This window comes from Natronococcus jeotgali DSM 18795, from assembly GCF_000337695.1.
In the GTDB taxonomy this organism is placed as follows: Archaea; Halobacteriota; Halobacteria; order Halobacteriales; family Natrialbaceae; genus Natronococcus; species Natronococcus jeotgali.
The window spans coordinates 16007-36404 of the sequence record NZ_AOIA01000143.1 but is presented as its reverse complement, the minus strand read 5'-3'; the positions used below and the strand labels follow the sequence as shown (position 1 = coordinate 36404).

General features: G+C 64.9%; 23 protein-coding genes. 9 read left to right on the top strand and 14 right to left on the bottom strand.

Annotated features, from left to right (window positions below; all coding sequences use genetic code 11):
* Positions 1–325: molybdopterin-dependent oxidoreductase (locus C492_RS16450; RefSeq protein WP_008425702.1), on the bottom strand; the 325-nt coding region annotated here is incomplete at its 3' end.
* Between the two features lie 56 nt (positions 326–381).
* Here C492_RS16450 and C492_RS24290 point away from each other — a divergent pair.
* The 3 genes from C492_RS24290 (at position 382) to C492_RS16440 (ending at position 1245) form a co-directional block, all read left to right on the top strand.
* Positions 382–549: a hypothetical protein gene (locus tag C492_RS24290; protein ID WP_160167005.1), complete on the top strand. Its 168-nt coding sequence runs from the start codon at positions 382–384 to the stop codon at positions 547–549.
* A 26-nt stretch (positions 550–575) separates the two neighbouring features.
* Complete coding sequence (locus tag C492_RS16445) at positions 576–875, top strand: hypothetical protein (RefSeq protein WP_008425701.1); 300 nt, start codon at positions 576–578, stop codon at positions 873–875.
* Positions 876–1020: 145 nt separating this feature from the next.
* Positions 1021–1245 (top strand): ribbon-helix-helix domain-containing protein, encoded by a 225-nt coding sequence (locus C492_RS16440; protein WP_008425700.1) that lies wholly within the window; start codon positions 1021–1023, stop codon positions 1243–1245.
* On the opposite strand, the gene C492_RS16435 is transcribed toward C492_RS16440, so the two are convergent.
* Positions 1242–1421, bottom strand: coding sequence for a DUF7550 family protein (locus tag C492_RS16435; RefSeq protein ID WP_008425699.1), 180 nt, complete (start codon positions 1419–1421; stop codon positions 1242–1244). The genes C492_RS16440 and C492_RS16435 overlap by 4 nt on opposite strands.
* 90 nt (positions 1422–1511) lie before the next feature.
* Between C492_RS16435 and hisF the strand changes: the two genes are divergently transcribed.
* Both hisF and C492_RS16425 read left to right on the top strand, forming a co-directional pair.
* Positions 1512–2327 carry an imidazole glycerol phosphate synthase subunit HisF gene (gene hisF / locus C492_RS16430; protein WP_008425698.1) on the top strand — a complete coding sequence of 272 codons (816 nt, stop codon included), beginning with the start codon at positions 1512–1514 and terminating at the stop codon, positions 2325–2327.
* 112 nt (positions 2328–2439) lie between these two features.
* Positions 2440–3261: a SprT family zinc-dependent metalloprotease gene (locus C492_RS16425; protein WP_008425697.1), complete on the top strand. Its 822-nt coding sequence runs from the start codon at positions 2440–2442 to the stop codon at positions 3259–3261.
* A 46-nt stretch (positions 3262–3307) separates the two neighbouring features.
* On the opposite strand, the gene C492_RS16420 is transcribed toward C492_RS16425, so the two are convergent.
* Positions 3308–3592: a DNA-directed RNA polymerase subunit L gene (locus tag C492_RS16420; protein WP_008425696.1), complete on the bottom strand. Its 285-nt coding sequence runs from the start codon at positions 3590–3592 to the stop codon at positions 3308–3310.
* A gap of 100 nt (positions 3593–3692) precedes the next feature.
* Between C492_RS16420 and C492_RS16415 the strand changes: the two genes are divergently transcribed.
* Entirely contained in the window at positions 3693–5486 is a 1794-nt protein-coding gene (locus C492_RS16415; RefSeq protein ID WP_008425695.1) for a rhomboid family intramembrane serine protease, read from the top strand.
* On the opposite strand, the gene C492_RS16410 is transcribed toward C492_RS16415, so the two are convergent.
* The 4 genes from C492_RS16410 to C492_RS16395 form a co-directional block, all read right to left on the bottom strand.
* On the bottom strand, positions 5483–6106 hold the full coding sequence (locus tag C492_RS16410) for an METTL5 family protein (RefSeq protein WP_008425694.1): 624 nt from the start codon (positions 6104–6106) through the stop codon (positions 5483–5485). The two genes, C492_RS16415 and C492_RS16410, sit on opposite strands and share 4 nt — an antisense overlap.
* Positions 6107–6116: 10 nt before the next feature.
* Positions 6117–6518, bottom strand: coding sequence for a hypothetical protein (locus tag C492_RS16405; RefSeq protein WP_008425692.1), 402 nt, complete (start codon positions 6516–6518; stop codon positions 6117–6119).
* 200 nt (positions 6519–6718) lie between these two features.
* Positions 6719–7762, bottom strand: coding sequence for a disk-shape morphogenesis protein volactin (locus tag C492_RS16400; RefSeq protein ID WP_008425690.1), 1044 nt, complete (start codon positions 7760–7762; stop codon positions 6719–6721).
* Between the two features lie 85 nt (positions 7763–7847).
* Positions 7848–8762 carry a DUF7139 domain-containing protein gene (locus C492_RS16395; protein WP_008425688.1) on the bottom strand — a complete coding sequence of 305 codons (915 nt, stop codon included), beginning with the start codon at positions 8760–8762 and terminating at the stop codon, positions 7848–7850.
* 143 nt (positions 8763–8905) lie between these two features.
* Between C492_RS16395 and dph2 the strand changes: the two genes are divergently transcribed.
* The 3 genes from dph2 (at position 8906) to C492_RS16380 (ending at position 11821) form a co-directional block, all read left to right on the top strand.
* Entirely contained in the window at positions 8906–9955 is a 1050-nt protein-coding gene (gene dph2, locus C492_RS16390) for a diphthamide biosynthesis enzyme Dph2 (RefSeq protein ID WP_008425686.1), read from the top strand.
* A gap of 67 nt (positions 9956–10022) precedes the next feature.
* Positions 10023–10856 (top strand): MBL fold metallo-hydrolase, encoded by an 834-nt coding sequence (locus tag C492_RS16385; protein ID WP_008425684.1) that lies wholly within the window; start codon positions 10023–10025, stop codon positions 10854–10856.
* 53 nt (positions 10857–10909) lie between these two features.
* Positions 10910–11821 (top strand): hypothetical protein, encoded by a 912-nt coding sequence (locus C492_RS16380; RefSeq protein ID WP_008425682.1) that lies wholly within the window; start codon positions 10910–10912, stop codon positions 11819–11821.
* Positions 11822–12372: 551 nt separating this feature from the next.
* Here C492_RS16380 and C492_RS16375 read toward each other — a convergent pair.
* The 7 genes from C492_RS16375 to C492_RS16345 form a co-directional block, all read right to left on the bottom strand.
* Positions 12373–13410, bottom strand: a complete 1038-nt coding sequence (locus tag C492_RS16375) for a tyrosine-type recombinase/integrase (protein WP_008425680.1) — start codon at positions 13408–13410, stop codon at positions 12373–12375.
* Positions 13400–13789, bottom strand: a complete 390-nt coding sequence (locus C492_RS16370; RefSeq protein ID WP_008425678.1) for a DUF5805 domain-containing protein — start codon at positions 13787–13789, stop codon at positions 13400–13402. Before C492_RS16370 ends, C492_RS16375 begins: the two co-directional genes overlap by 11 nt.
* A 1892-nt stretch (positions 13790–15681) precedes the next feature.
* The gene (locus C492_RS25965) at positions 15682–15981 is read right to left on the bottom strand and encodes an HNH endonuclease (protein ID WP_204365619.1); all 300 of its coding nucleotides are present in this window, start codon (positions 15979–15981) and stop codon (positions 15682–15684) included.
* A 320-nt stretch (positions 15982–16301) separates the two neighbouring features.
* On the bottom strand, positions 16302–17891 hold the full coding sequence (locus C492_RS16360) for a PH domain-containing protein (RefSeq protein ID WP_008425672.1): 1590 nt from the start codon (positions 17889–17891) through the stop codon (positions 16302–16304).
* Complete coding sequence (locus tag C492_RS16355) at positions 17888–18376, bottom strand: PH domain-containing protein (protein ID WP_008425670.1); 489 nt, start codon at positions 18374–18376, stop codon at positions 17888–17890. The genes C492_RS16360 and C492_RS16355 overlap by 4 nt, the downstream gene beginning before the upstream one ends.
* A gap of 114 nt (positions 18377–18490) precedes the next feature.
* Positions 18491–18724 (bottom strand): HVO_2901 family zinc finger protein, encoded by a 234-nt coding sequence (locus C492_RS16350; protein ID WP_008425667.1) that lies wholly within the window; start codon positions 18722–18724, stop codon positions 18491–18493.
* A 260-nt stretch (positions 18725–18984) separates the two neighbouring features.
* Positions 18985–20394, bottom strand: a complete 1410-nt coding sequence (locus C492_RS16345) for a class II fumarate hydratase (RefSeq protein WP_008425666.1) — start codon at positions 20392–20394, stop codon at positions 18985–18987.
* Positions 20395–20398 lie beyond the last annotated feature (4 nt).

Here is a 20398-nt window from a genome sequence, read left to right as displayed (position 1 = left end):
ATGTGTATAAGAGACAGACCCCCGCTCGCTCGGCGAGTTCGGGGAAGGAAACGCCGGTGAACTCGCAGTCGAACTTGCTCCAGCCCGTGACGCAGTGAAAGTCTTGGCGCTGGGTCGCGGTCGGGAGGGTCCGGAACTCCTCCCAGGAGAAAGACAGGTCGTCCTCGACGGCGCCGGTGACGGTGAACTCCCAGGTTTCGGGGTCGAACTCCGGCGTGCCGCTCTTCGAGAGCACCGGAAACGCCGTCGTCTCGCGCTGGCCCGGCGGCAGGCGTTCGTCGCCGAACTCCCGGTAGAGGTCCGTAACGTCGGTTGCGTCGCTCATGGGCGAACGCAGGCGGTCCGTTCACGTAGGTCTGACGCTGCGAGGGCGAGACGGCGATGCGAGCGCGGCTGGACGGTCCCGGCGCGGACGCCGGCGACCGCGAACCGAAGCCGTCGACGGAAACCGTCGATTCCCTCGACGCGGCGCCGATGGAACGATCGCGTAACGGTCGAAACGGCTCGGTAATCGGACGGTTCGTTCGCGAAACCCTCGTCACCCCTTAGTACGGTCTCGTGGACCACTGCATCGTATGGAAGGCAAACAACAGATGATGGAGCGAGAGGCGACCGGACAGATGACCGACGGCGTCGGCCAACAGGCGATGGGGCCCGCACTCATGGCCTCTCTCGCCTCGGTCGGGCTCTCGTGGTATTACTTCTTCGTGCGGGGCGATCGAGAGCGGGGACTGTTCGTCGGGCTCTGGCCGCCGACGATCCTCGCGTTCGCGAGCTACTTCAACCAGCGCAAGATGCGCCAACAGCTCGACGCGATCACCCAGCCCGGAACGACCCTCAAGAACGCCATCGACTCCATGATGGGGAACAAGTAGCGCCGGCGCCCGCTTCCCGTCGTCGGGTTGAGCCGCGGGCCGGCCCGCGACCGAAAACAATAGTTACGCGCGCGGAACTTTTTCTTTTCCCACGGCGTAGATTCCCCGTCAAAGCTAAATACCCCCTCGCCGAAAGCCGAATCAGATGCCGAAAGTAGAGATCACCATCCCCGAACATCTCGAGATGCAGATCGCGCAGATGGTCGAGCGGGGCGAGTTCGTCAACCGAGAGGAAGCGATCGAGGACCTCCTGTCGACGGGTATCAAGGCGTACAAGACGAGCGGTCCGATGGAGGACGAGGACGAGGGTATGGGTGGCGGCCTCGAGGACGACGGGATGATGGGCCACGACGACGAGTACGTCTTCTAGAACGCGACCAGCGGGATCCCGAACGCGATCAGGGCCCCGACGAGCATGACCGCGAAGCCGACGCCGACGTCGCGGGCGCTGTAGTCGCTCATCGGTGCAGTCGTCCGTTCGTCGTCGAGGTCGTGGCCGACGTCGGCTCCCGAGTCGTGATCGACCGTCTCGCTGTCGTCTGCCATACCCGCGCTTTCTCGACTCGAGGTCTTAACTACACCGACCGCCCGTTCCAGACGGCTTTACTACCCCGGGGACGAACCCTCGCACAACGAATGACTCTGACGAAACGCGTCATCCCGTGTATCGACGTCGACCTCGACGAGGACGGGAACCCGGCGGTGTACACCGGCGTCCACTTCGAGGACCTCGAGTACACCGGCGACCCCGTCGAGATGGCCAAGGCCTACAACGAGTCCGGCGCCGACGAGTTCGTCTTCCTGGACATCACCGCCTCGGCGGAGGGCCGCGAGACGATGCTCGACGTCGTTCGCGACGTCGCCGACGAGGTGTTCATTCCCCTGACCGTCGGCGGGGGAATCCGCACGACCGAGGACATCAAGGAGACGCTGCGGGCGGGGGCCGACAAGGTCTCGATCACCACGGGCGCCCTCGAGCGACCCGAACTCATCACCGAGGGCGCCCGCGCCTTCGGCAGCCAGTGTATCGTCATCAGCGTCGACGCCAGACGGCGCTTCGACGGCGAGGGCGAACACTACGTCGAGGTCGACGGCGAGTCCTGCTGGTTCGAGTGCACCAAGAAGGGCGGCCGCGAGGGGACCGGGATCGACGTCCTCGAGTGGGCTCGCGAGGCCGAAGATCGGGGCGCCGGCGAGCTGTTCGTTAACTCGATCGACAAGGACGGCACCAAGGACGGCTACGACATCCCGCTGACGAAGGCGGTCTGCGAGACCGTCGACACCCCGGTGATCGCCTCCTCGGGCTGTGGCGGCCCCGAAGACCTCTACGAGGTGTTCACCGAAGCCGGCGCCGACGCGGGGCTGGCGGCCTCGATCTTCCACTTCGACGAGCACTCGATCCGGGAGTGCAAGGAGTACCTGGACGAGCGGGGCGTTCCCGTCCGGCTCTGAGCCCGGGTAGCCGCCCTCGAGGGCGTTCCGAGCGCCCGTCCGGCCGACGTCGTCGACGGGCGGACCCCTGGATCCAGTACGCTTATCTCGCCGCAGTCGTGCCCTTCTATCAGTGAAGTGGCGGTGCACCTGGTGCGGGAAACCACACGACGAGAACGACCCACCCTGCGACGAGTGCGGCCACAACGTCTTCGAGGAGGCCGTCGTCCGCGAGGACGAGGCAACGGCGTCCCGGACCGTCGACACCGGGACGACGTACGTCTGGCGCTGTCAGGACTGCGGCCGGGACCACGTCAGGAACAACCCCCCGTGTTCGCGCTGTAACGGCCACGACCTCCGGAAGGTCGAGCAGAACTACGACGACGTCGAGCGCGACCTCGAGGTCCCGGGCTGGCTCGAGGTCGCGAAACCGTACCTGCCGGTGCTCGCGGTCGTCGGACTCGTCGCGCTCCTGTTCGCGACCGGGGTCCTCTCGCCGTCGCTGCTGCCGGGACTCGGCTCGCCCTCGCCGCCCGAGGCGCCGGGCGAGGGAACCGAGGCTGCCGGGATCGACCTCGAGGAGACCGAGCGGTCGGTCCACGAGCGACTCGAGGACGAGCGAACCGACGGCTCGAGCGAGTACGACGACGACCTCGCGGCGTTCGCGGAGTACCAGAACCGAGCGTTCGTCGCGAGCGAGTACGACGGCGCCGACCCCGATCCCGCCGACCCCGGCGAGTTCGGGGTCGACTGCGAGGGGGAGTTCATAGGCGTTCGGTTCGCCCTAGAGTCGACGATCGGCGACTACGACGGCGAGGCCGCGCTGGCCGACGACGTCGCGTCCGCGCTTTCGAGCACCGACGACGGCGACGCGATCCTGGCGGGGCCGCCGGGCGAGGGGCTGGACCTCCACGTCGTCGACGGGACGGTCCACGTCGTCTACGCGGCCTGCTGAGGGATCCTGATTCGAGTACCGCGACGAGAACAGCCCTGAAGGAGTGTCAGACTGCCGCTTCGAACGCCTCTCGGAACGCGGTCGTCTTCGTGCGGACGCCTGCTGCACCCTCCTCGAGGGCCTCGAGGGGGTCGACGTCGCCCTCGGTCTTGATCGTCAGGATGGGTTCGGTCTGGCCGCCGGACTGTTCGGGGTTGACGTCGTAGGTCGCCGCGCTGACGTCCTCGTGTTCTAAGAGCGCGCCCTTGAGGACGTTCATGAACGTGTGGTCCTCGCCGGCGATCTCGATCGAGAGTTCGTTCTCGCTGCTCTCGGTGACCCGCAGTTCCATACGCGCTAGTGGGGTCGTCGGTCGCTTGTACCTTTCCTTTCGACCCCGCTCGGGGCGCGACGGCAACAATTCCTATACGGGTGCGGTCGAATCACGGGGTATGGACCCGGTCGCGGTCGGCTTCGGACTCGTCGTGCTGGCGGTACTGGTGGGCTCGGCGGCGGTCGTCAGGCTGCTCTACCGTCCGGAACGACCCTGGAGCGAGGTCGCGCGAGCGCGGCTGGTGTGGGGCGTTCCGTGGGGGTCGATTCTCGTCCTCGTCGGCGTCTGCTGTGTCTACCTGTTCGTCCAGGACGGCGTCACCGACTTCACCGATCCCGTCACGATCCCCTATCGCGCCTGGTCGTACTTCTCCCCGCTCGGAATGCTCACGGCGTCGTTTTCCCACGCCGACGCGGGCCACCTGCTCGGCAACCTGGTCGGCGCCGCCGCCGTCGCGCCGATCGCCGAGTACGCCTGGGGGCACTACCCCGAGGACGGCGAACGGGCGGACTCGCGGCTAGCCGATCCCCGGGTGCGCGCGCTGGTGGTGTTCCCCGCCGTCGTCGTCGCCGTCGGGCTGACGACCAGCCTCTTCGCGCTCGGTCCGGTGATCGGCTTCTCGGGGGTCGTCTTCGCGTTCGCGGGGTTCGCGATCGTCCACTACCCGATCGCGACCCTCGTCGCCGCGGTCGGGCTTCAGGGGGCGCTGTTGACGGTGCTCGAGGCCCTCCGGCGCCCGATCGGCGTCTACGTCGCGGAGGCGAGTCCGCCGGGGCCGCCGTCGTGGGCGACGATCGCCATCCAGGGCCACGGCCTGGGGTTTTTCGTCGGAATCGTGCTCGGCGTTCTGGTGCTCAGGCGCCGGAACCGGTCACCGAACCCGTTTCACCTCTGGCTCGCCGTCGCGCTGTTCGGCTTCGCGAAGTCGCTGTGGGCGATCTACTGGTTCGGCGACCAGAACACGTTCGTCCTGCTTCGGGGTCCCGGCGTGGTCGTCGTCGCGGTCCTCGCGGTCGTCGTCACGGTGGCGGCGACGGGCTCCGAGCGACCGCTGGTGCCCCGACGACTCCGGCGGGAGGGAGACTCGAGCGAGCGATCGCCGTCGGAGCGCGTCCTCGAGCTCGCCCGCGGCTCGGGTCGAACGGACGGCGGCGACCCCGGCGGGCTCGACCGGGTCGCCGCGATCGTTCGCGGGGCGCGAGCCGACGGGAGCGATCGACGCTACCACCGGTACGCGGCGTTTCTGGCCGTGTTGCTCGTCACCGCCGCCCTGATGGGGATGGCCGTCCCCGCGAACGTCCTCGTCGTCGAGGAGGAGACGACCGCCGAGGCAGCCGTCGAGATCGAGGGCTACACCGTCACCTACGAGGAAAACGTCCAGAACCAGCTCGTCTCGCCCGTCGCGGTCGGTCCGCTCGAGGACGCCGTCGCGCTGGAATCGAGCGGGGTGATCGTCTCGAGCGACGAGCGTCAGATCTGGCTCGACGCGGTGACGAGCCGGCGGCTCGCGTTCAGCGGCGAGGAGACGGTGATCGTCGGCGGCCCCGGCTGGCGCGAGTCCGTCACCGCCGAGCGAACCGGCTGGGAGCCCGTCGGCAACGAGACGGTCTACCAGGTCCGACTCGAGGGACCCGACGGAGACTCACGGCTCGCCTACGAGTCGAACGCCTCGCGAGCCGACGTCCGGATCGACGGCCGAACCGTGACCGTCGCGAGCGCGGACGGCGAGTTCGTCCTCGAGGTCGCAGCCGACGACGGGGACGAAGCCGACGAGCCGACGACCGCGCCGGTGCCGACCGAAAACGAGTCGACCGAGGCCGGCGGGCTCGAGTTCGAGCACGAGGACGGAACGGTGTACGCGGTATCGAACGAAACCGAGGTCGCGGTCGCGACCGAGGAAACTTACGACTAATCCCACTCGACGCGGAACAGTTCGGCCTCGAGCGTGGTCTCGTCCTCGGTGTGAAAGTCGAAGCGCCGCTCGATCGGAAACTCGGTTCGAAAGGCGTGCGTAACGGTACCGCCGGCGTCGGCGGCGAAGGATTCGACAAAGGACTGGCTCCCCTCGTTGTGGATCGTGTACGAGACCGTCCCGACCGTCCGGGCGGCCTCGAGGAAGGCTCGATCCGCGTGGCGGTTGCCCCGCTGGGCGCCGAAGGGCGGGTTCGAGACGACGGTCGCCCCCGCGGGAACCAGCGGTACCCGCGTCGCGTCGCCGCGGAGCCAGTCGGTACGGTCGGCGACGCCGACCCGCCCGGCGTTCTCGCGGGCCAGCGCGAGCGCGTCGGCGTCGACGTCGATCCCGAGGACCCGATCCGCGCCGGCCAGCGCGGCTCCGACCGCGAGCATCCCCGTTCCGGTACCCAGGTCGACGACCTGCCGCTCGAGGTCGCCCTGGAGCCCCGCGAGGTGACAGAGGTGGGCGGCGATCTCCGGGGGCGTCAGGTACTGCTCGAGCGACGCCGACGGCTCGGCGAAATCGGACAGCGACTCGAGCCGGCGGGCGAGCGTTCGCCGGGAGGGGCCGGACATTACGCCGGCGTCAGCGCTCGAGCGTAATGGGTGCGTCGAGTTCGAGCGCGATCCCCTCCCGATCGGCGCGCTCTGCGCAGGCCGCGAGCGCTGGCCGGACCTTCTCGGCGTTCGCGACCGCGTCGGCCGACACCGTCACGGCGTCGACGCCGAGGAACGCGCCGGCGCGGACGTAGCGTCGGATGCGGTCGGCCTCTTCCTGGGTGGCGAGCGAGCAGTCCTCGTCGAAGCGGGTCTCGAGGGTGAGTCGGGTCGGCGACAGTCCCTCGCCGTACAGCTCGCCCTTGAGTTCGCGGAGGTACTCGGGTGCGGTCGATTCGAGCGCCGTCGCCTCGATCGTCACGGGCGTGACGTCCGCGGGCCGACAGCGGTCGATCGGCGACTCGAGTTCGGGTCCGGACGTGGTACTCATTGGCGGCGAATACATGTCCTGCATACAAAAGCATTTCTGATGCATGATAATAATACTGCGGCGTCGAAACGGCGGGCTTCGCAAGGCGGCGCCAGCCGAGGCTATTCGGTCGAGGAAAACGGCGGGACCGAGCCGGCCCGGAGCACGAACGGGTCGGCTCGAGGAAAAGGTTCAGTGCGGGGACAGCCCGCGGGGGCACCTCACTCGCTCGGCGGTGCCGGTTCCGCTTTCGCCTCCGGTTCGGGTTCGGACTCGTCGAGATCGACGTCCTCGTCGGATCGGGCGGCGACCAGTCCGCCGCGAGCGACGCTGTACAGCGGCTCGCTGGCGTGGGAGACCCCGCTGATCGAGAACGGGATGCTCGCCTCGCGGAGGTGGTCGCGAAACAGCTTCTCGAAGCCGCGCGGGCTCGAGGTTCCGCCCGTGACGACGACCGGGACGTCGAGCCCCTCCTCGATGTCCTCCTCGTCGACCTCGCCGACGATGTTCTCGATGACGTAGTCGAGCAGGTTCTCGTAGTAGATCGACAGCGCGCCCTCGACCCCGCCGACGTCGGTCGTGAAGTCGAGTTCGAAGTCGTCCTCCTTGATCGAAGTGACCTTGTCGACCGGCGTCCCCGTCGCGCGGGCGGCCTGTTCGTCGACCCAGTCACCCCCGCGGGCGACCGAGAACTTCATCACCGGCACCGCGTAGTACGCCAGGCAGACGTTCGTCATCCCGGCGCCGAAGCTGATCCCCAGCCCGGTGAAGTTGTTGTCCGCGAGTTCGCTGTAGATGACCGACATCCCCTCGTTGATGGGCTCGGCGTCGTACCCCATGTCGTCGAGGAACGACTCGATCGTCTTCTGGTGGTACAGCGTCGAGAGCTCCGAGTCGATCGGATCCGCGGGCGTCGAGAAGTACACCTTCTCACCCGGGCGGTCGGGTTCGCCGACGACCTGCTGGATGATGAGTTTCATCATCGGGATCGCGCTCTGCTCGTCGTTCGAGAGGATCCCGTGTTTCATCGGGCGGCGGGTCTCCTTGTTGAAGATGTTCGCGAAGTTCAGGGCGTCGTCGCCGACGACGTACACCTTGTCGTCCTTGCGGATGTGCAACACCTCGCTGCGGGCGAGCATCTGCTCGGCCATATCCGAGTAGCCGATCTCCACGAAGGAGTTGCGCTGCTGTACGAACACCGTGTCGTTTCCGTCCTGCTGTGCCGACAGGATGTTCATCGTGCCGACGTCTAGGCCTTTGGCCATACCGTCGAACGTACCCGTTGGGTTATAAGTTTAGTGGAAAGAATATATTTATTTATGAAGTGTATGCGAGGCGATGAACGGCCGGTTACGACCGCTCGAGCAGCGCTCGGACGCGAGCAGTAACCCCGCCGAGGGCGCCGTTCGAGTCGTCGGAAACCCGCTTTTGCTCATCCCTCCTCCGCTCGCGAAGTTCGGTCAGCTTCGCCGTCTGGTCGTCGACGGTCGAGTTCGACGCGGTGGTCGCGGTCTCCCGACCCTGGAGTCCTTTCAGCCCCGCAACCTGTTCGTCGACTCCCGACAGCCGGGTCGTCGTCGTCCCCTCACCCGGCTCCATCGAGACGTCGTCGAATCCGTCGTCGGAAAACTCCAGACGCTTCGTGTCGGTCTTCTCGACGCCGCCCCAGGAGAGCTCGACGCTCGCCATCGCCTCGTCGATGTCCTCGCGGACGTCGGCCATCGAGAGCCCGCCGTCTTCGGCGGGGTCGACGCTCGCGTCCTCGGCCGATTCGGCCCGACTCGCGAGCTCGAGGTAGTGGGCGACCAGCGCTGCTCCCGTCGCGGCGACGAGTCCGGTGAGTCCGACCGCGTACGTCGTGACGACCTCGACGGTGTAGTCGACGTCGCCGACGAAGTACCAGTGGCGCGGGTACGCGTACAGGAAGCCAGCGACGGCGAGGGCGGCGACCGCCGCGCCCCCGACCGCACCGTACAGCGTTCGCCGGTCGGAGGGCAACAGGACGACGACGCCGAGCATCGTCGCCGGCAGCGACAACAGCCCCAGCGCGTACGCCGGCTGGAGCAGGTCGTAGTAGGCGCTCTCGAGAGTTCTGGCCTCGTAGGTGCTTCCCCACAGGAACAACAGTAGGGCCGTCGCACCGATTCCGATCCCGCCGAAAAAGAGGCCGAACCCGACGTAGACGTCGGTGTATCCCTCGGGCTCGCCGACGTACCGTCGGTAGAGGTCGACGAGGTAGCCGTCGGGAGACTGTTCCGGTGTCATGCCCCGCTGATTTTTTCTCCACCACTATGACTTTTTGGATAGTATATATGTGAAAAAGAGACTGTACGGAGGAGAGACGGTTCGGAAGCAGGGCCGGCCCACGAAGCGCCGTCGTTATACGTTCGTGGCCGTAACCGGAGACAATGAGCCAGGAGTCGGAGTACAGCGAGGGAGACCTGCGGAACGTGGGCATGAGCCTCAAGCACGACCGGGAGTGGGACTACGAACTCGAGCGGATCATCGAGGCGATCGAGGAACGGGACGCCGAGACCGTCGGCCTGCAGTTCCCCGAGGGACTGAAACGGCGCGGCCCGAAGGTCGCGGACGACCTCCGCGAACTCGCGGGCGACGACGTGACGTTCATGCTCTCGGGCCAGCCGTGTTACGGCGCCTGCGACCTCGACACGTACCTGATGAAACGCACCGACGTGTTCGTCCACTTCGGCCACTCGCCGATGAAGAACACGGACAAGGTGATCTACGTGCCGCTGTTCTCGAACGTCGAGGTCCGGCCGATCATGGAGGAGGCCCTGGAGACGCTCGAGGACCCCGAGGAGACGGAGGGCGTCGGTCTCGTCACCACCGCCCAGCACATGAACCGCTACGAGGAGATGACCGCGTTCCTGGAAGAGCGAGGGTACGAGGTCCAGAGCCGTCGCGGCGACGAGCGGCTCACCCACGAGGGCCAGGTGCTCGGCTGTAACTACGCCAGCGCGGACGTCCCCGCCGACCAGGTGCTGTACGTCGGCGGCGGGAAGTTCCACCCGCTCGGGCTGGCGATGGAACACCCCGAGAAACACGTCGTCATCGCCGACCCCGTCAACAACGTCGTCACCGCAGCCGACACGGAGAAGTTCCTGAAACAGCGCTACGCCTCGGTCCACAAGGCGATGGACGCCCAGAAGTGGGGCGTCATCTTCTGTACGAAGATCGGACAGGGCCGTTGGGACCAGGCCCAGGAGATCCTCGCGGACAACGACGACGCCTACCTCATCACGATGGATGAGGTCACGCCCGACCGCCTGCGCAACTTCGACATGGACGCGTTCGTCAACACCGGCTGTCCCCGGATCACGACCGACGACGGCCCGCAGTTCCACAAGCCGATGCTCACGCCCGGCGAGTACGAGATCGCCGTCGGCAACAAACCCCTCGAGGACCTCTCGTTCGACACCTTCCACGGCACCTGGTAGCCGACTCGGCGACGGACCCCGACCGAGACGACAACACTTACCCGATCGGTCCGCACTACCCTCGAGTATGACCGCAAGCGACTGGGGCGACTGGCTCGTTCGCGACGTCGAGAACGCGTCGCCGGACGGCGTCGCCGTCTGGTACCTCGGCTGTAACGGGTTCGTACTGAAAGGCAGCGACGGGACGACGATCTTCATCGATCCGTACGTCGGACTGGGCGACCCGCCCCGCACCGTCCGAATGATCCCCGTTCCGTTCGATCCCGAGGACGTCGCCGAGGCCGACGCCGTCCTTGCGACCCACGAGCACACCGACCACGTCCACGGGCCGAGCCAGGCGCCGATCCTCGAGAACACGGGCGCGACGTTCTACGCGCCCGACGACAGTCTGGCGGTCGCCCGGGAGGACGAATCCTGGACCGACGAGTACGACGTCGCGGACGACCAGCTCGTCGAGGTCGCGGAGGGCGACACCGTCGAGATCGGCGAGTTCACCGTCCACGTCGAGGTCGCTCACGATCCCGACGCGACCCACCCCGTCAGCTACGTCGTCGAACACGAGGCCGGCACCTTCTTCCACGGCGGCGACACCAAACCGTCCGAGGAGTTCGAGCGGCTCGGCTCGGCGTACGACATCGACCTCGGTGCGCTCGCGTTCGGTACCGTCGGACGGATCCCCGACAAAGAGACCCGCGAGCCCAAACGGACGCGGTGGTACAACGACGAGAACCAGATCGTCGAGACCGCGGCCGCTCTCGAGCTCGAGGCCCTGCTGCCGAGCCACTGGGACATGTGGCGCGGGCTCACGTCCGATCCGAAGGTGCTTCACCACCACGCCAAGAGCTTCGACCACCCGCGCCGGCTCGAACTCGTCGAGATCGGCGACCGAGTGACTCTCTGACACTCCTTCCTGAAACACAACTCGTTTACCGCTCCCCGCCGGAAATCAGTGCGATGGGCGAGACGATTCCGATTGCCGTTCCGCGAAAGGGTCGCCCGCTCGAGTGCGTGCTCGATCGCATCGCCGCGCGCCTCGACGTGCCGACCCTCGCGGACGACGTCACCTCGACGCTCCGACACGAAAAGGCCCTCACCAAGGGACGCCTCGACGCCGAGGAGGACGTTTACCATCGTCTCGCCGCCTACAGCGCCGTCGACGACCCGACCGAGCCCGAGTACACCCTCCTGCGGGACGACCGGGCCGGAAAGCCCCGTCGGATCGTCTTCGACAGCGTCACGATCCCACTCGAGGACGGGAACGGCACCGAGATCCAACTCGTCGGCCGCGAGGAGCCGTTCCGGGCGCTGCGGACCCACGAGTTCGCGCTCGGGTTCGATAGCGCCGACCTCGTCCTCGAGGAGGTCGTCGAACTCCGCCCCGAGCCGCTGAACCGGATCGCCGACGTCAACGCCCGGATCAACCCCGTCGACACCGACGTTCGGGTCGTCACGGGACTGGGCGACACCGTCTACCACACCCTGATGGCGACGCCGGAGACGGCTCCCCAGCAGGCGGCGATCGACCGGGACTTCCTCGAGGAGTACGAAGGACCGCTCTGTATCGAACCCCGATACGAACGGCTGGTGCAGGCGGTTCTGGGAACGAAGACGCTCGACGGCGTCGACTTTCGCTACCCCGCGGAGGGACGCGAGGAGGAGGCCGCGATCGCCGACGCGGGGCTGGGCGTCTACCTGACGGTCACCGGCTCCACCGCCCGCGAGCACGGACTCGTACTCGGCGAACAGCTGTTCCCCAGCGAGACCGTCTTGCTCGAGAACGACTCGGAGGTAACCGACGCCGTCGCCGCGGTGCGGTCGGCGCTCGCAAACGGCGCGCCCGAAACCGAACTCGCGCTTCCGAACTGACCGCCTCGTTCTCGAAGACGATCGATACTCGGCTCGAGAGCGTCAGCTCTGGCCGAATTTCGTACTGTACTCGTCGGGTGCGATCCCGAAATTTCATATATCCAAATACGATTTATCCGTTCGAAATCCGTCGTCCCGGTTACGGGGAAGAAGGGTCGTCGAGGTCTCCAGGGCGTGAACGGGAGGGAAACGAGGTTCGATGGCTCCCTCACGAAGAAGGAAACCCGGGCCCTCGAGTTCCCGGACGGAGAGACGACTCTCGAAGCGAACGGCCGCCCTGTCGATTCCTGGTGACGCCCGCGTTCCGATGCACTACCGGCCTCGGGGAAGTAAGCCTCCGACCTGATCTCCCAGCGAGCCCCGGGTTCGTCCGTACCCACGGCACATCGATCCGCGAGTTTGCCGGACGGGAATCGTCGGCGACTGGAGAGTCAGCAGCTGGCAGTCCGTACTTTGGGAAGATCGATCGGCGCGACCCGTTCCGACACGTCTGTCACACCGCGTCGAAAACCCCTCGCTCGAACGTCGACCCGGATTCGATCGCCGGGCGCTCACCACAGCGAATAGATACTCCGATCGTAGACCGTCCGGACCTGATCGCCCCAGTTGTGGGTGTAGGTGTCGATCACGTCGCTTGCGACGTCCCCCCGGAGGTATTTGACGATCCCCCGATCGCCCGTGCGATCCCGCAAGTGGGTCGTAAAGAAGTGCCGAAAGTAGTGAGGCGTCACGTTCTCAGTCGCCCCGCCGCCCGTTCGGTACCAGCCCCGCTCCCGGGCGTGTTTCTCGACGACGTACTGCACGTCCGCGGGCTCGAGTCGCTCGCCCCAGCTATCGCGAGTGTCGAGAAAGAGCGGATCCGCCGGAGACACCGGATCCGGGCGGATCGCCAGCCACTCGAGCAACGCTCGGCGAAGTTCGTCGTCGACGGGGATCACCGTCTCCCGTTCGCGCTTGTTCGAGGCCGTCCGTTCCTCGCCGTTTACCGTCCGGCCCCGAGCCGGCTCGGAATCGACGAACAGCGAGGCCGGGCGCCGCTCGAGTTCTACCCGCGGCGTCCACTCGAGATCGAGCTCCGGAACCGCGAGGTGACAGTCTCGTAGATCGAGGTTACAGAGCTCGCCCACCCGCATTCCCGTCTTCAGCAGGGTAACGACGACCGCTCGCTCGAGGGGGTGAGCGATCGAGCCGACGAACTCGCGCATCTCCGGGACGGAGATCTCCCGTCGGGTCGGATTCGCGTCGATCGATTCGGTCAGCTCCTCCATTACGAGCACCATGGGGTTTTCCTCGAACGCGCCGACACGATTCATGTACTCGTAGAAGCGATTGAGGTAGGAGGCGTAGGTCGCGATCGTGCTCGGCTCGAAGCGCTCGCGAAGCGAGTGGACCCAGGCCATACACTCGCGCCGACCGACCACCGACACCGCCTCGACGTCGAAGCGCTCGCGGGCGAACGCTTCGAACTGGCGAAGCACTCGCTGGTAGGCCTCGAGCGTGCGCTCGCTCTTGCCGTGGTAACGCTGGTCGTCCAGGAAGTACGCGATCGGATCCTCGATCGCGTCGGGGGCGTCGGCGCTACTCGCCATCGTCACCCACGATCGTGTACCCGCCGTGGCGCCCGCTGTACCGAACCCGGTTTTCGGCCTGGAGCTCCTCGAGCGTCTCGTCGAGTCGGGACTCGATGTCGTCGCTGACCGCCTCGAGGAGTTCGTCCCACGTGTAGGTGTCAGCCGACAGTAACTCGAGGAGACGTGTTTCGAGACCGTTACCCCCAGGGTCTGCGTCCGGAGAACCGGGTTCCTCGGTCCCCCCCTGGAAACCCCGTCGTCCAGCCTGGACCATCGTCCGAAGGAACTCGCTCTGGCTCATGTCGAGATCGTCGGCGTGATCCTGCCACTCCGCTTTCTGATACGCGGGGACGTAGGTTTTGACCGCAGTCCGAGAGGTGTCCTGAGAATCAGCCATACACAACCAATCAAACTCCAAAACCTTCAATCTGACCATGATTCGGTCTAAGTAGCCTTATGTCCAAATATAGGCCGAAGATAGGGGAGTAGATAGTAATAATTTTTCATCTGTAGATCTCTATGGTCCTATAGATCGACATACTAAGCCTGCACCGCTGTAGTACCACGAGTTAGGATAATTGGAGGGGCACACGAGGGGTCAAGTCCTCGAACGCGAGTCTACTGGTTCCCTCGGAAGGAACTTCCATCTTGAGTTGTGCGTGCGTTGTCATCTAGCCATACGAGGTGAGGGAATCACCGGAGCTACAGGAAACGACCTGAGTAACGAATCAGCTGAGGAGGACACAGCGTCCTCGTGTCGTTAGTTCGGATGACACAGTTGGTGGGATACCCCTTACACGTAAGGCGAGTAGTTAACAAAGTACCTACAGCTTCACTGATAGCTGCCAAGGATGGCATGCTGACTCGACGGAAACGCTGCTACCCTAGAAGAACGTGAAGTAAGCATGGGACACAAGAGACCGACCTGTATTCCGTGCCACCGAGCACGTGGTGTGTCTGGTCTGAATGCGTAGGAAGCCGAATCCTGAGCATTACAGCCTGACTGCCGCCAGGAGCGGCAGTCGGGAAGCCCGTATAGGTGAATCTCTGTTTCACGTGCTGGCGTCCCGAGTCACGAGATGATCTACCCCGGCAGTGATGGCCACCGTGTGATCGCAGCGGCGAGGGAACTGAGGGTCGCCCGGTCGGCGACCCTCAGTGGCCGGCCGAGGCCCTCCGAGAGCGACCGATTTGGCCAGACAGCGACCGCACCGCATCACGATTGGGACCACCTATCGGTTGGGAGAGCAGCAGATCCCGGGACGGCGCAATCATTTCATCTCAAACGGTGATTCGTGTAGGTAGCAGCGTTTCCAGAGGTGAATATAAGGAATCGACTTAGGCCAGGTTTTGGAAACGGTCTACGAAGACGATATGTAGTGGCGAAGTGATGAAAATCACCCCTCGTTCAAGTGATCGATATGGCTGTTGGGATAGTCCAAAATTCGGTCGCCTGCTGTCCGGAGCATAACGGCTGGAATGCAAGCAAATGTGCCACGGTTTAAAAGAGGAACGGCTATTGCAGATCGAGATAGCCGAGCTGGAGTATACCTCGAGTTACCATCAAGCGGGTTTTCGGTCGATCACGAACGCGAAATGCGGCGTCGAAGAGATCAACAAGACCGGAGGGGGCCGAAGCGACAGCATGCGGTTGCAGTACTCACTCCGAAACTTCTTTCAGTGATTGTCGTAGATTCGGCGGGAAGAGTGCCCGTTGGATCTGGGACACTCGTTTGACTCCGTGTATTTTTCAGTAGTAGTATATACATTCGATTTAGATAGATCTACGGCCAAACTACTCCGTACGTGTCTGTCTAACAGAGCCTGTAGATTTGTTTTTTGTATTGAGAGAAGGGATACTGTGTAGTATCCGTATACGTACTCGATTCGTTCACGCTATCTTCCAGGCTGGATTCGTCGCCGGTGAGGAGATACCGTTCGAGATTCTCAGCAAGTCGCGAGTGTTTTTTGAAACAGTTGACAAAAGCTTGCGGACGTTCTCCACTTCGGTCTTTCAGCGAGTGTGCCAACATATCTCTTGTTATCGGTTCTCCCCAGTTTTTGCCGTGGAGAGAAAGAGCTTATCAGATCCACTATCCGGCCTGATAGCTAGATATCGAATCAGTTCTTGCTCTACCTCGGGGAGCAAGGGCAATGTAGTCGCTCGAGAACAGGAACGGGAACGGGAGGACGCGTTCTTTCGACCCGGAACGACTTCGAGTGCTTGGTCCGTAGTATGTTCAATTTCGAACTGTTCCGCTACAGTTCGGTCTGAGCAGTTGTAATCGTTCAGTTCCAGGTTACAGAGTTCTCCAGACCCGATACCATAATACACGAAGAGACAGTCGCAGCACGCCAAAGGGGATGTTCGACAGTCTCGAGGGCACGACGCGCCTCAGACGGGGTAAGCAAAAGTTGGGACGAGTTCGTATGCTGTAGCGCAGCGGGCTCGTTTTGGATTCGTTTGCCTTCGGATTTCGTATGACAGTTCTTACACAGTGTTATCAAATTGGAACGCTCGTTTGATCCACCAGCCGAGAGGGGTACGATATGGTGAACTTCTAACCGTTGTTCCGAACTGCAGTTCATACACCGATAACCGTCTCGTTCTAGTACTTCGTTCCGAACTGTTTTCCAAGTTGACCAATCGAGCCTGCTCGATTTCGGAGAATTCGAGCCCGCTCTTGAGTTCGTGGATTGTTGGTCCTCGGTAGGATTTCGTTCCATGTTTTCGGCTGTTTATCGCCGGAGAAGACGTGTTCTGATCGATTTAGATTAGAAATAGCTGTTGGACATACATAATAGCTTGTTCGAACCTCGCCAGATGAACTGTATGTCGCTATATCGATTCTGGCTACTGGTTAGTGACTCGGCACCTTTTGTTCGATGACCCAAGGACGGAAACGGATCTATCGGTCGACCTCCTCCGAGCTGTCGTGAGGAGTATCGGAGTTCGGATCGAGGTCGAGTGTCGACTCGTCCGGACTTCCGAACCGCTCCCCGACCGTCCGCTCTCGCTTTCGCGCCCGAAGCCGCTCCTGCAGTCGCTCCTCGAGTTCGCGTTGCATCTCGAGGCCCGCGTCGGCGTCGACGTCGTAGGCGGTCGCCGCGCGGCCGAGAAGCGTCGCGGAGCTGGCGGTGTCGGCGGTGACGCTCGCTAGGCGGCGGCGTCGCTGGAAGATCGATTGGGTGTGGAGGACGGCCTGAACGCGGTAGTAGGGGACGACCTTCGTGGATCGGCTCCAGAACCCGGTTCGGGTGAGGAAGTACCGGTCGCCCAGCTGGTGACCCCGGTTGTGCCACTTCAGGTGGGCCGCGACGGGGACGAGGACGACCAGCGCGGCGGGGAGGTACCACCGCTCGAGGGGCGTGACGATCGCCAGCGGGTAGCCTGCCCCGACCAGTACCGCGACGAGGAGCAGATACCGGACGCCGTAGCGCTCGCGCGCACGCGTCGGCGGGTCCTCGAGGGCGAGCTCGCCGAACGGTTCGATCGATCGCGCGAGCGCGAGGACGCGGTCGTACCCCGCGAGGGGGATCGCCGATTCCGTTCCGCGGCCGTCCTGGCCGGGCGCGTACCCCGCGGTTTCGACCGCGAGCGCGCCGTAGCCGAACCACCGGAACGGCACCCGTTCGGTGATCGTCAGCGTCTGTACCTTCTCGAGGGGGATCGTGCCGCTGTAGCGCTGGACGAGTCCCCGCTCGTAGTAGAGTTCGTCGTCGACGCGGGTGAGTCGAAACCCGTAGTAGCGGGCGAACGTCAACACGGCGCTGACGATCCAGGCCGCGACCAGAAACAGGGCGACCAGCCACGCGAGGGCGACGAGCCCGGCCTCGGCGCCGGGAAGTCCGTCGACGAGGTCGGCCGGAACCAGCGCCGTCGGGTCGAGTCCGCTAAGGAAAGACAGCGCGATCCCGCCCAGCAGGCTGGCTCCCGGGTCGATCGTGAACGCGCTGAGGATCGCCAGCTCTCGAGGCTGAATCTCGAAGAGGAGTTCCTCGTCGTCGCTTGAGGCCCGTTCGTCCGACGACGCGGACTCCGCGGACGTCTCGCCCTCGGTCCGGGCGCCCCGACGGAGCTGGCGTCTGAGTCGTCGGGCCTCTTCCTTCCCGACGTACTGCAGGGAAACTTCCGTCTGGCCGCCGCCGGCGGTCTCGACGTGGACGGCCGCGAGCCCGAGGAGCCTGGCGAGGATCGGTTCCCTGACGTCGACGTTCTGGATCCGTCCTAGCGGGACCTCGCGGTCGCGTCTTGCGAGAACGCCGGAGGCGACGTCGAACGTGTCGCTCGTGAGTTCGTACCGGAACCGCTCGTAGTAGGCGAGTTCGTAGACGACCGCGGCGACGATCCCGAGCAGAACCATCCCGCCCACGGAGACGAGCGTCGCCCCCGCGCCGCCAGGGGAGGCGACAACTCCGGCGACGAAAAACAACAGGCCGACGTTGACGCTTCGCGAGATCGACCTGGCCGCGACCGAGAGGGGGTGGAGCTTCTTCATACCGCGTCCTCACCCTCGCTCTCGATCGCGAGCGCTCGAAGCTCCTCGCGGAGCCGCTCCGCCCGATCCGGAGTCAGTCCCGGGATCGCGACGTCGGCGCTTCGCGAGCCCGCGGTGTAGACGACGACCGTCGCCAGTCCGGTCGCCCGCTCGAGGGGCGATCGTCTCGAGTCGACGTGCTGGACGCGGACGTACGGGGCGACGGTCTTGGTTCGGGTGAACACGCCGCGCTCGATGTAGAGTGAATCGGCTCGGGTTTCGAAGCGCCAGACCGCGTAGCGCCGCCACGCGACGGCGAGACGGACGAGTCCGATGGCGAGGGCGAGCGCGGCGGCGCCCGGAACGAGCGCCTCCGGCGGATCCGCCCAGAGACCGGTTTCGGAGAGTGCCACCGCGGCGCCGACGAGAAGTCCGGCGAGGACGACGGCTCGGAACAGCGCCAGCACCAGCCAGACGACGCGAACCCGAGGAGTGAGTCGCTCCATGGGGTGCGAAGGGGTGGTGTGCGAATAAAAAGTCGGATCTCGGACCGACAACGGATCCGAGCGCCAGAACGGTCGAAACCGCGAACGCTGAGAGGAGGTGGGTGCCCGGAGCGTTCAGTGTGTCGCCGCTCGAACGTCGTCGATCTGATAGAGGTCCTCTCGAAGCCCCTCGCCGTCGCAGCTCTCGTTCGGACACTCGTAGTGCCACCCGTCCTGGGTCGCGTCTCGCTCCCGGAATCGATCGCCGCATACCTGACAGAACAGTTGGGCTTTCTCGCAGGTGTCCCGGTGAAGTTCGAGGGCGAGCTCGGTCTGGAACGACTGGTTGCAGTTACGACAGGTGTGCATATTTCGTCTGACGCGAGCATTCGTAAAAACTGCTTGGGTTCTTTTCTTGCGGACGAATCGCGCTTGATACGGCTTCATTCTGCCGATTTAGATCCGACCGGCAGACAAGAAAGAACGACCACCGGCCGAGAGTACTCGGATCCGTGTGCTTCGGTTCGTGAGAGATCGCGACCTCGCGAGCACGGCCGAGTCGACACCGTCACGCAGTGACAGGGCCGTGATACGATAGCTGGGGGTCGCGGTCCGAACCGCGGGGACGGTTACTCCTCCCGGCCCAGGATGCCCCGCCGGGTCATCTTCTCGGGGTCGAGGACCTCGTCGGCTTCGTCCTCGTCGAGGTACCCCTTCTCGAGGACGACCTCGCGGACCGTCTTCCCTTCCTTGAGCGCCGTTTTGGCGACCTCGCTGGCCTTGTCGTAGCCGATGTGGACGTTGAGCGAGGTGGCCATCGCCATCGACTGTTCGACGCGGTCTCGGCAGTACTCCTCGTTGGCCTCGAGTTTCGCGACGAAGCGCTCGGCGAAGACCTGACTCGAGTTGGCGATCAGCTCCGCGGACTGCAGGAAGTTGTGAGCCAGCACGGGCTTGTAGAGGTTGAGGTCGATCTGGCCCTCCGCGGCGCCGGCCGAAACCGCGGCGTCGTTGCCGACGACCTGCTTGTGGACCTGGTTGACCGCCTCGGCGACGACGGGGTTGATCTTCCCGGGCATGATCGAGGAGCCGGGCTGGTTCTCGGGCTGTTCGATCTCGCCGAGGCCGTTGCGCGGACCGGAGGCCAGCAGTCGGAGGTCGTTGGCGATCTTGTTGAGCGAGCCCGCGACGACCCGCAGGGCGCCGTGGGCCTCGCTCATGGCGTCGTGGGCCGCCTGGGCCTCGAAGTGGTTGTCGGCCTCGCGGAACTGGACGCCCGTCTCCTTGGTGATGTATTCGGCGACCCGTCCCGGAAACTCCTCGTGGGTGTTCAGCCCCGTCCCGGTTGCGGTGCCGCCCAACGCGAGCTCCGCGAGGTGGTTGCGGACCTTGTCGACGCGGTCGAGACCCTTCGCGACCTGGGTGCGGTAGCCGGAGAACTCCTGGCCCAGCGTGACCGGGGTCGCGTCCTGAAGGTGGGTGCGTCCCGTTTTGACGACGTCGTCGAACTCCTCCTCCTTGGCCTCGAGGGCCTCCCGAAGCTGATCGAGCGCCGGGATGACGTCCTTCTCGACGGCCTCGAGGGCGGCGACGTGCATCGCGGTCGGGATGACGTCGTTGCTCGACTGGCCGTAGTTGACGTGGTCGTTGGGGTGGACGACGCGGTCGCCGATCTCCGCGCCCGTGATCTCGGCGGCGCGGTTGGCGATGACCTCGTTGGCGTTCATGTTCGAGGACGTTCCCGACCCGGTCTGGAAGACGTCGACCGGGAACTGGTCGTCGTGCTCGCCGGCGATGACCTCGTCGGCGGCTTCGACGATCGCCTCGGCGACGTCGTCGTCGAGCAACCCTAGGTCGCGGTTGGCCTGCGCGGCGGCCTTTTTTACGACGCCGAGCCCGCGGACGAACCGCCGGCCGAAGCTGATCCCCGAGACGGGGAAGTTCTCGATCGCCCGCTGGGTCTGGGCGCCCCAGTAGGCGTCGCTCGGCACCTGCATCTCCCCGAGGCTGTCCTCCTCGACGCGGAAGTCCTCTGCCATGTGC

Excerpts from the sequence above, each read along its gene's own strand:
- hisF (WP_008425698.1), top strand. The coding sequence starts at position 1,512 with ATGACTCTGACGAAACGCGTCATCCCGTGTATCGACGTCGACCTCGAC.
- C492_RS16360 (WP_008425672.1), bottom strand. The coding sequence starts at position 17,891 with ATGAAGAAGCTCCACCCCCTCTCGGTCGCGGCCAGGTCGATCTCGCGA.
- C492_RS16420 (WP_008425696.1), bottom strand. The coding sequence starts at position 3,592 with ATGGAACTGCGGGTCACCGAGAGCAGCGAGAACGAACTCTCGATCGAG.
- C492_RS16405 (WP_008425692.1), bottom strand. The coding sequence starts at position 6,518 with ATGAGTACCACGTCCGGACCCGAACTCGAGTCGCCGATCGACCGCTGT.
- C492_RS16355 (WP_008425670.1), bottom strand. The coding sequence starts at position 18,376 with ATGGAGCGACTCACTCCTCGGGTTCGCGTCGTCTGGCTGGTGCTGGCG.
- C492_RS16380 (WP_008425682.1), top strand. The coding sequence starts at position 10,910 with ATGGGCGAGACGATTCCGATTGCCGTTCCGCGAAAGGGTCGCCCGCTC.
- C492_RS16385 (WP_008425684.1), top strand. The coding sequence starts at position 10,023 with ATGACCGCAAGCGACTGGGGCGACTGGCTCGTTCGCGACGTCGAGAAC.
- C492_RS16395 (WP_008425688.1), bottom strand. The coding sequence starts at position 8,762 with ATGACACCGGAACAGTCTCCCGACGGCTACCTCGTCGACCTCTACCGA.
- C492_RS16345 (WP_008425666.1), bottom strand. The coding sequence starts at position 20,394 with ATGGCAGAGGACTTCCGCGTCGAGGAGGACAGCCTCGGGGAGATGCAG.
- C492_RS16370 (WP_008425678.1), bottom strand. The coding sequence starts at position 13,789 with ATGGCTGATTCTCAGGACACCTCTCGGACTGCGGTCAAAACCTACGTC.
- C492_RS16350 (WP_008425667.1), bottom strand. The coding sequence starts at position 18,724 with ATGCACACCTGTCGTAACTGCAACCAGTCGTTCCAGACCGAGCTCGCC.
- C492_RS16435 (WP_008425699.1), bottom strand. The coding sequence starts at position 1,421 with ATGGCAGACGACAGCGAGACGGTCGATCACGACTCGGGAGCCGACGTC.
- dph2 (WP_008425686.1), top strand. The coding sequence starts at position 8,906 with ATGAGCCAGGAGTCGGAGTACAGCGAGGGAGACCTGCGGAACGTGGGC.
- C492_RS16400 (WP_008425690.1), bottom strand. The coding sequence starts at position 7,762 with ATGGCCAAAGGCCTAGACGTCGGCACGATGAACATCCTGTCGGCACAG.
- C492_RS25965 (WP_204365619.1), bottom strand. The coding sequence starts at position 15,981 with ATGAACTGCAGTTCGGAACAACGGTTAGAAGTTCACCATATCGTACCC.
- C492_RS16410 (WP_008425694.1), bottom strand. The coding sequence starts at position 6,106 with ATGTCCGGCCCCTCCCGGCGAACGCTCGCCCGCCGGCTCGAGTCGCTG.
- C492_RS16445 (WP_008425701.1), top strand. The coding sequence starts at position 576 with ATGGAAGGCAAACAACAGATGATGGAGCGAGAGGCGACCGGACAGATG.
- C492_RS16440 (WP_008425700.1), top strand. The coding sequence starts at position 1,021 with ATGCCGAAAGTAGAGATCACCATCCCCGAACATCTCGAGATGCAGATC.
- C492_RS16375 (WP_008425680.1), bottom strand. The coding sequence starts at position 13,410 with ATGGCGAGTAGCGCCGACGCCCCCGACGCGATCGAGGATCCGATCGCG.
- C492_RS24290 (WP_160167005.1), top strand. The coding sequence starts at position 382 with ATGCGAGCGCGGCTGGACGGTCCCGGCGCGGACGCCGGCGACCGCGAA.
- C492_RS16415 (WP_008425695.1), top strand. The coding sequence starts at position 3,693 with ATGGACCCGGTCGCGGTCGGCTTCGGACTCGTCGTGCTGGCGGTACTG.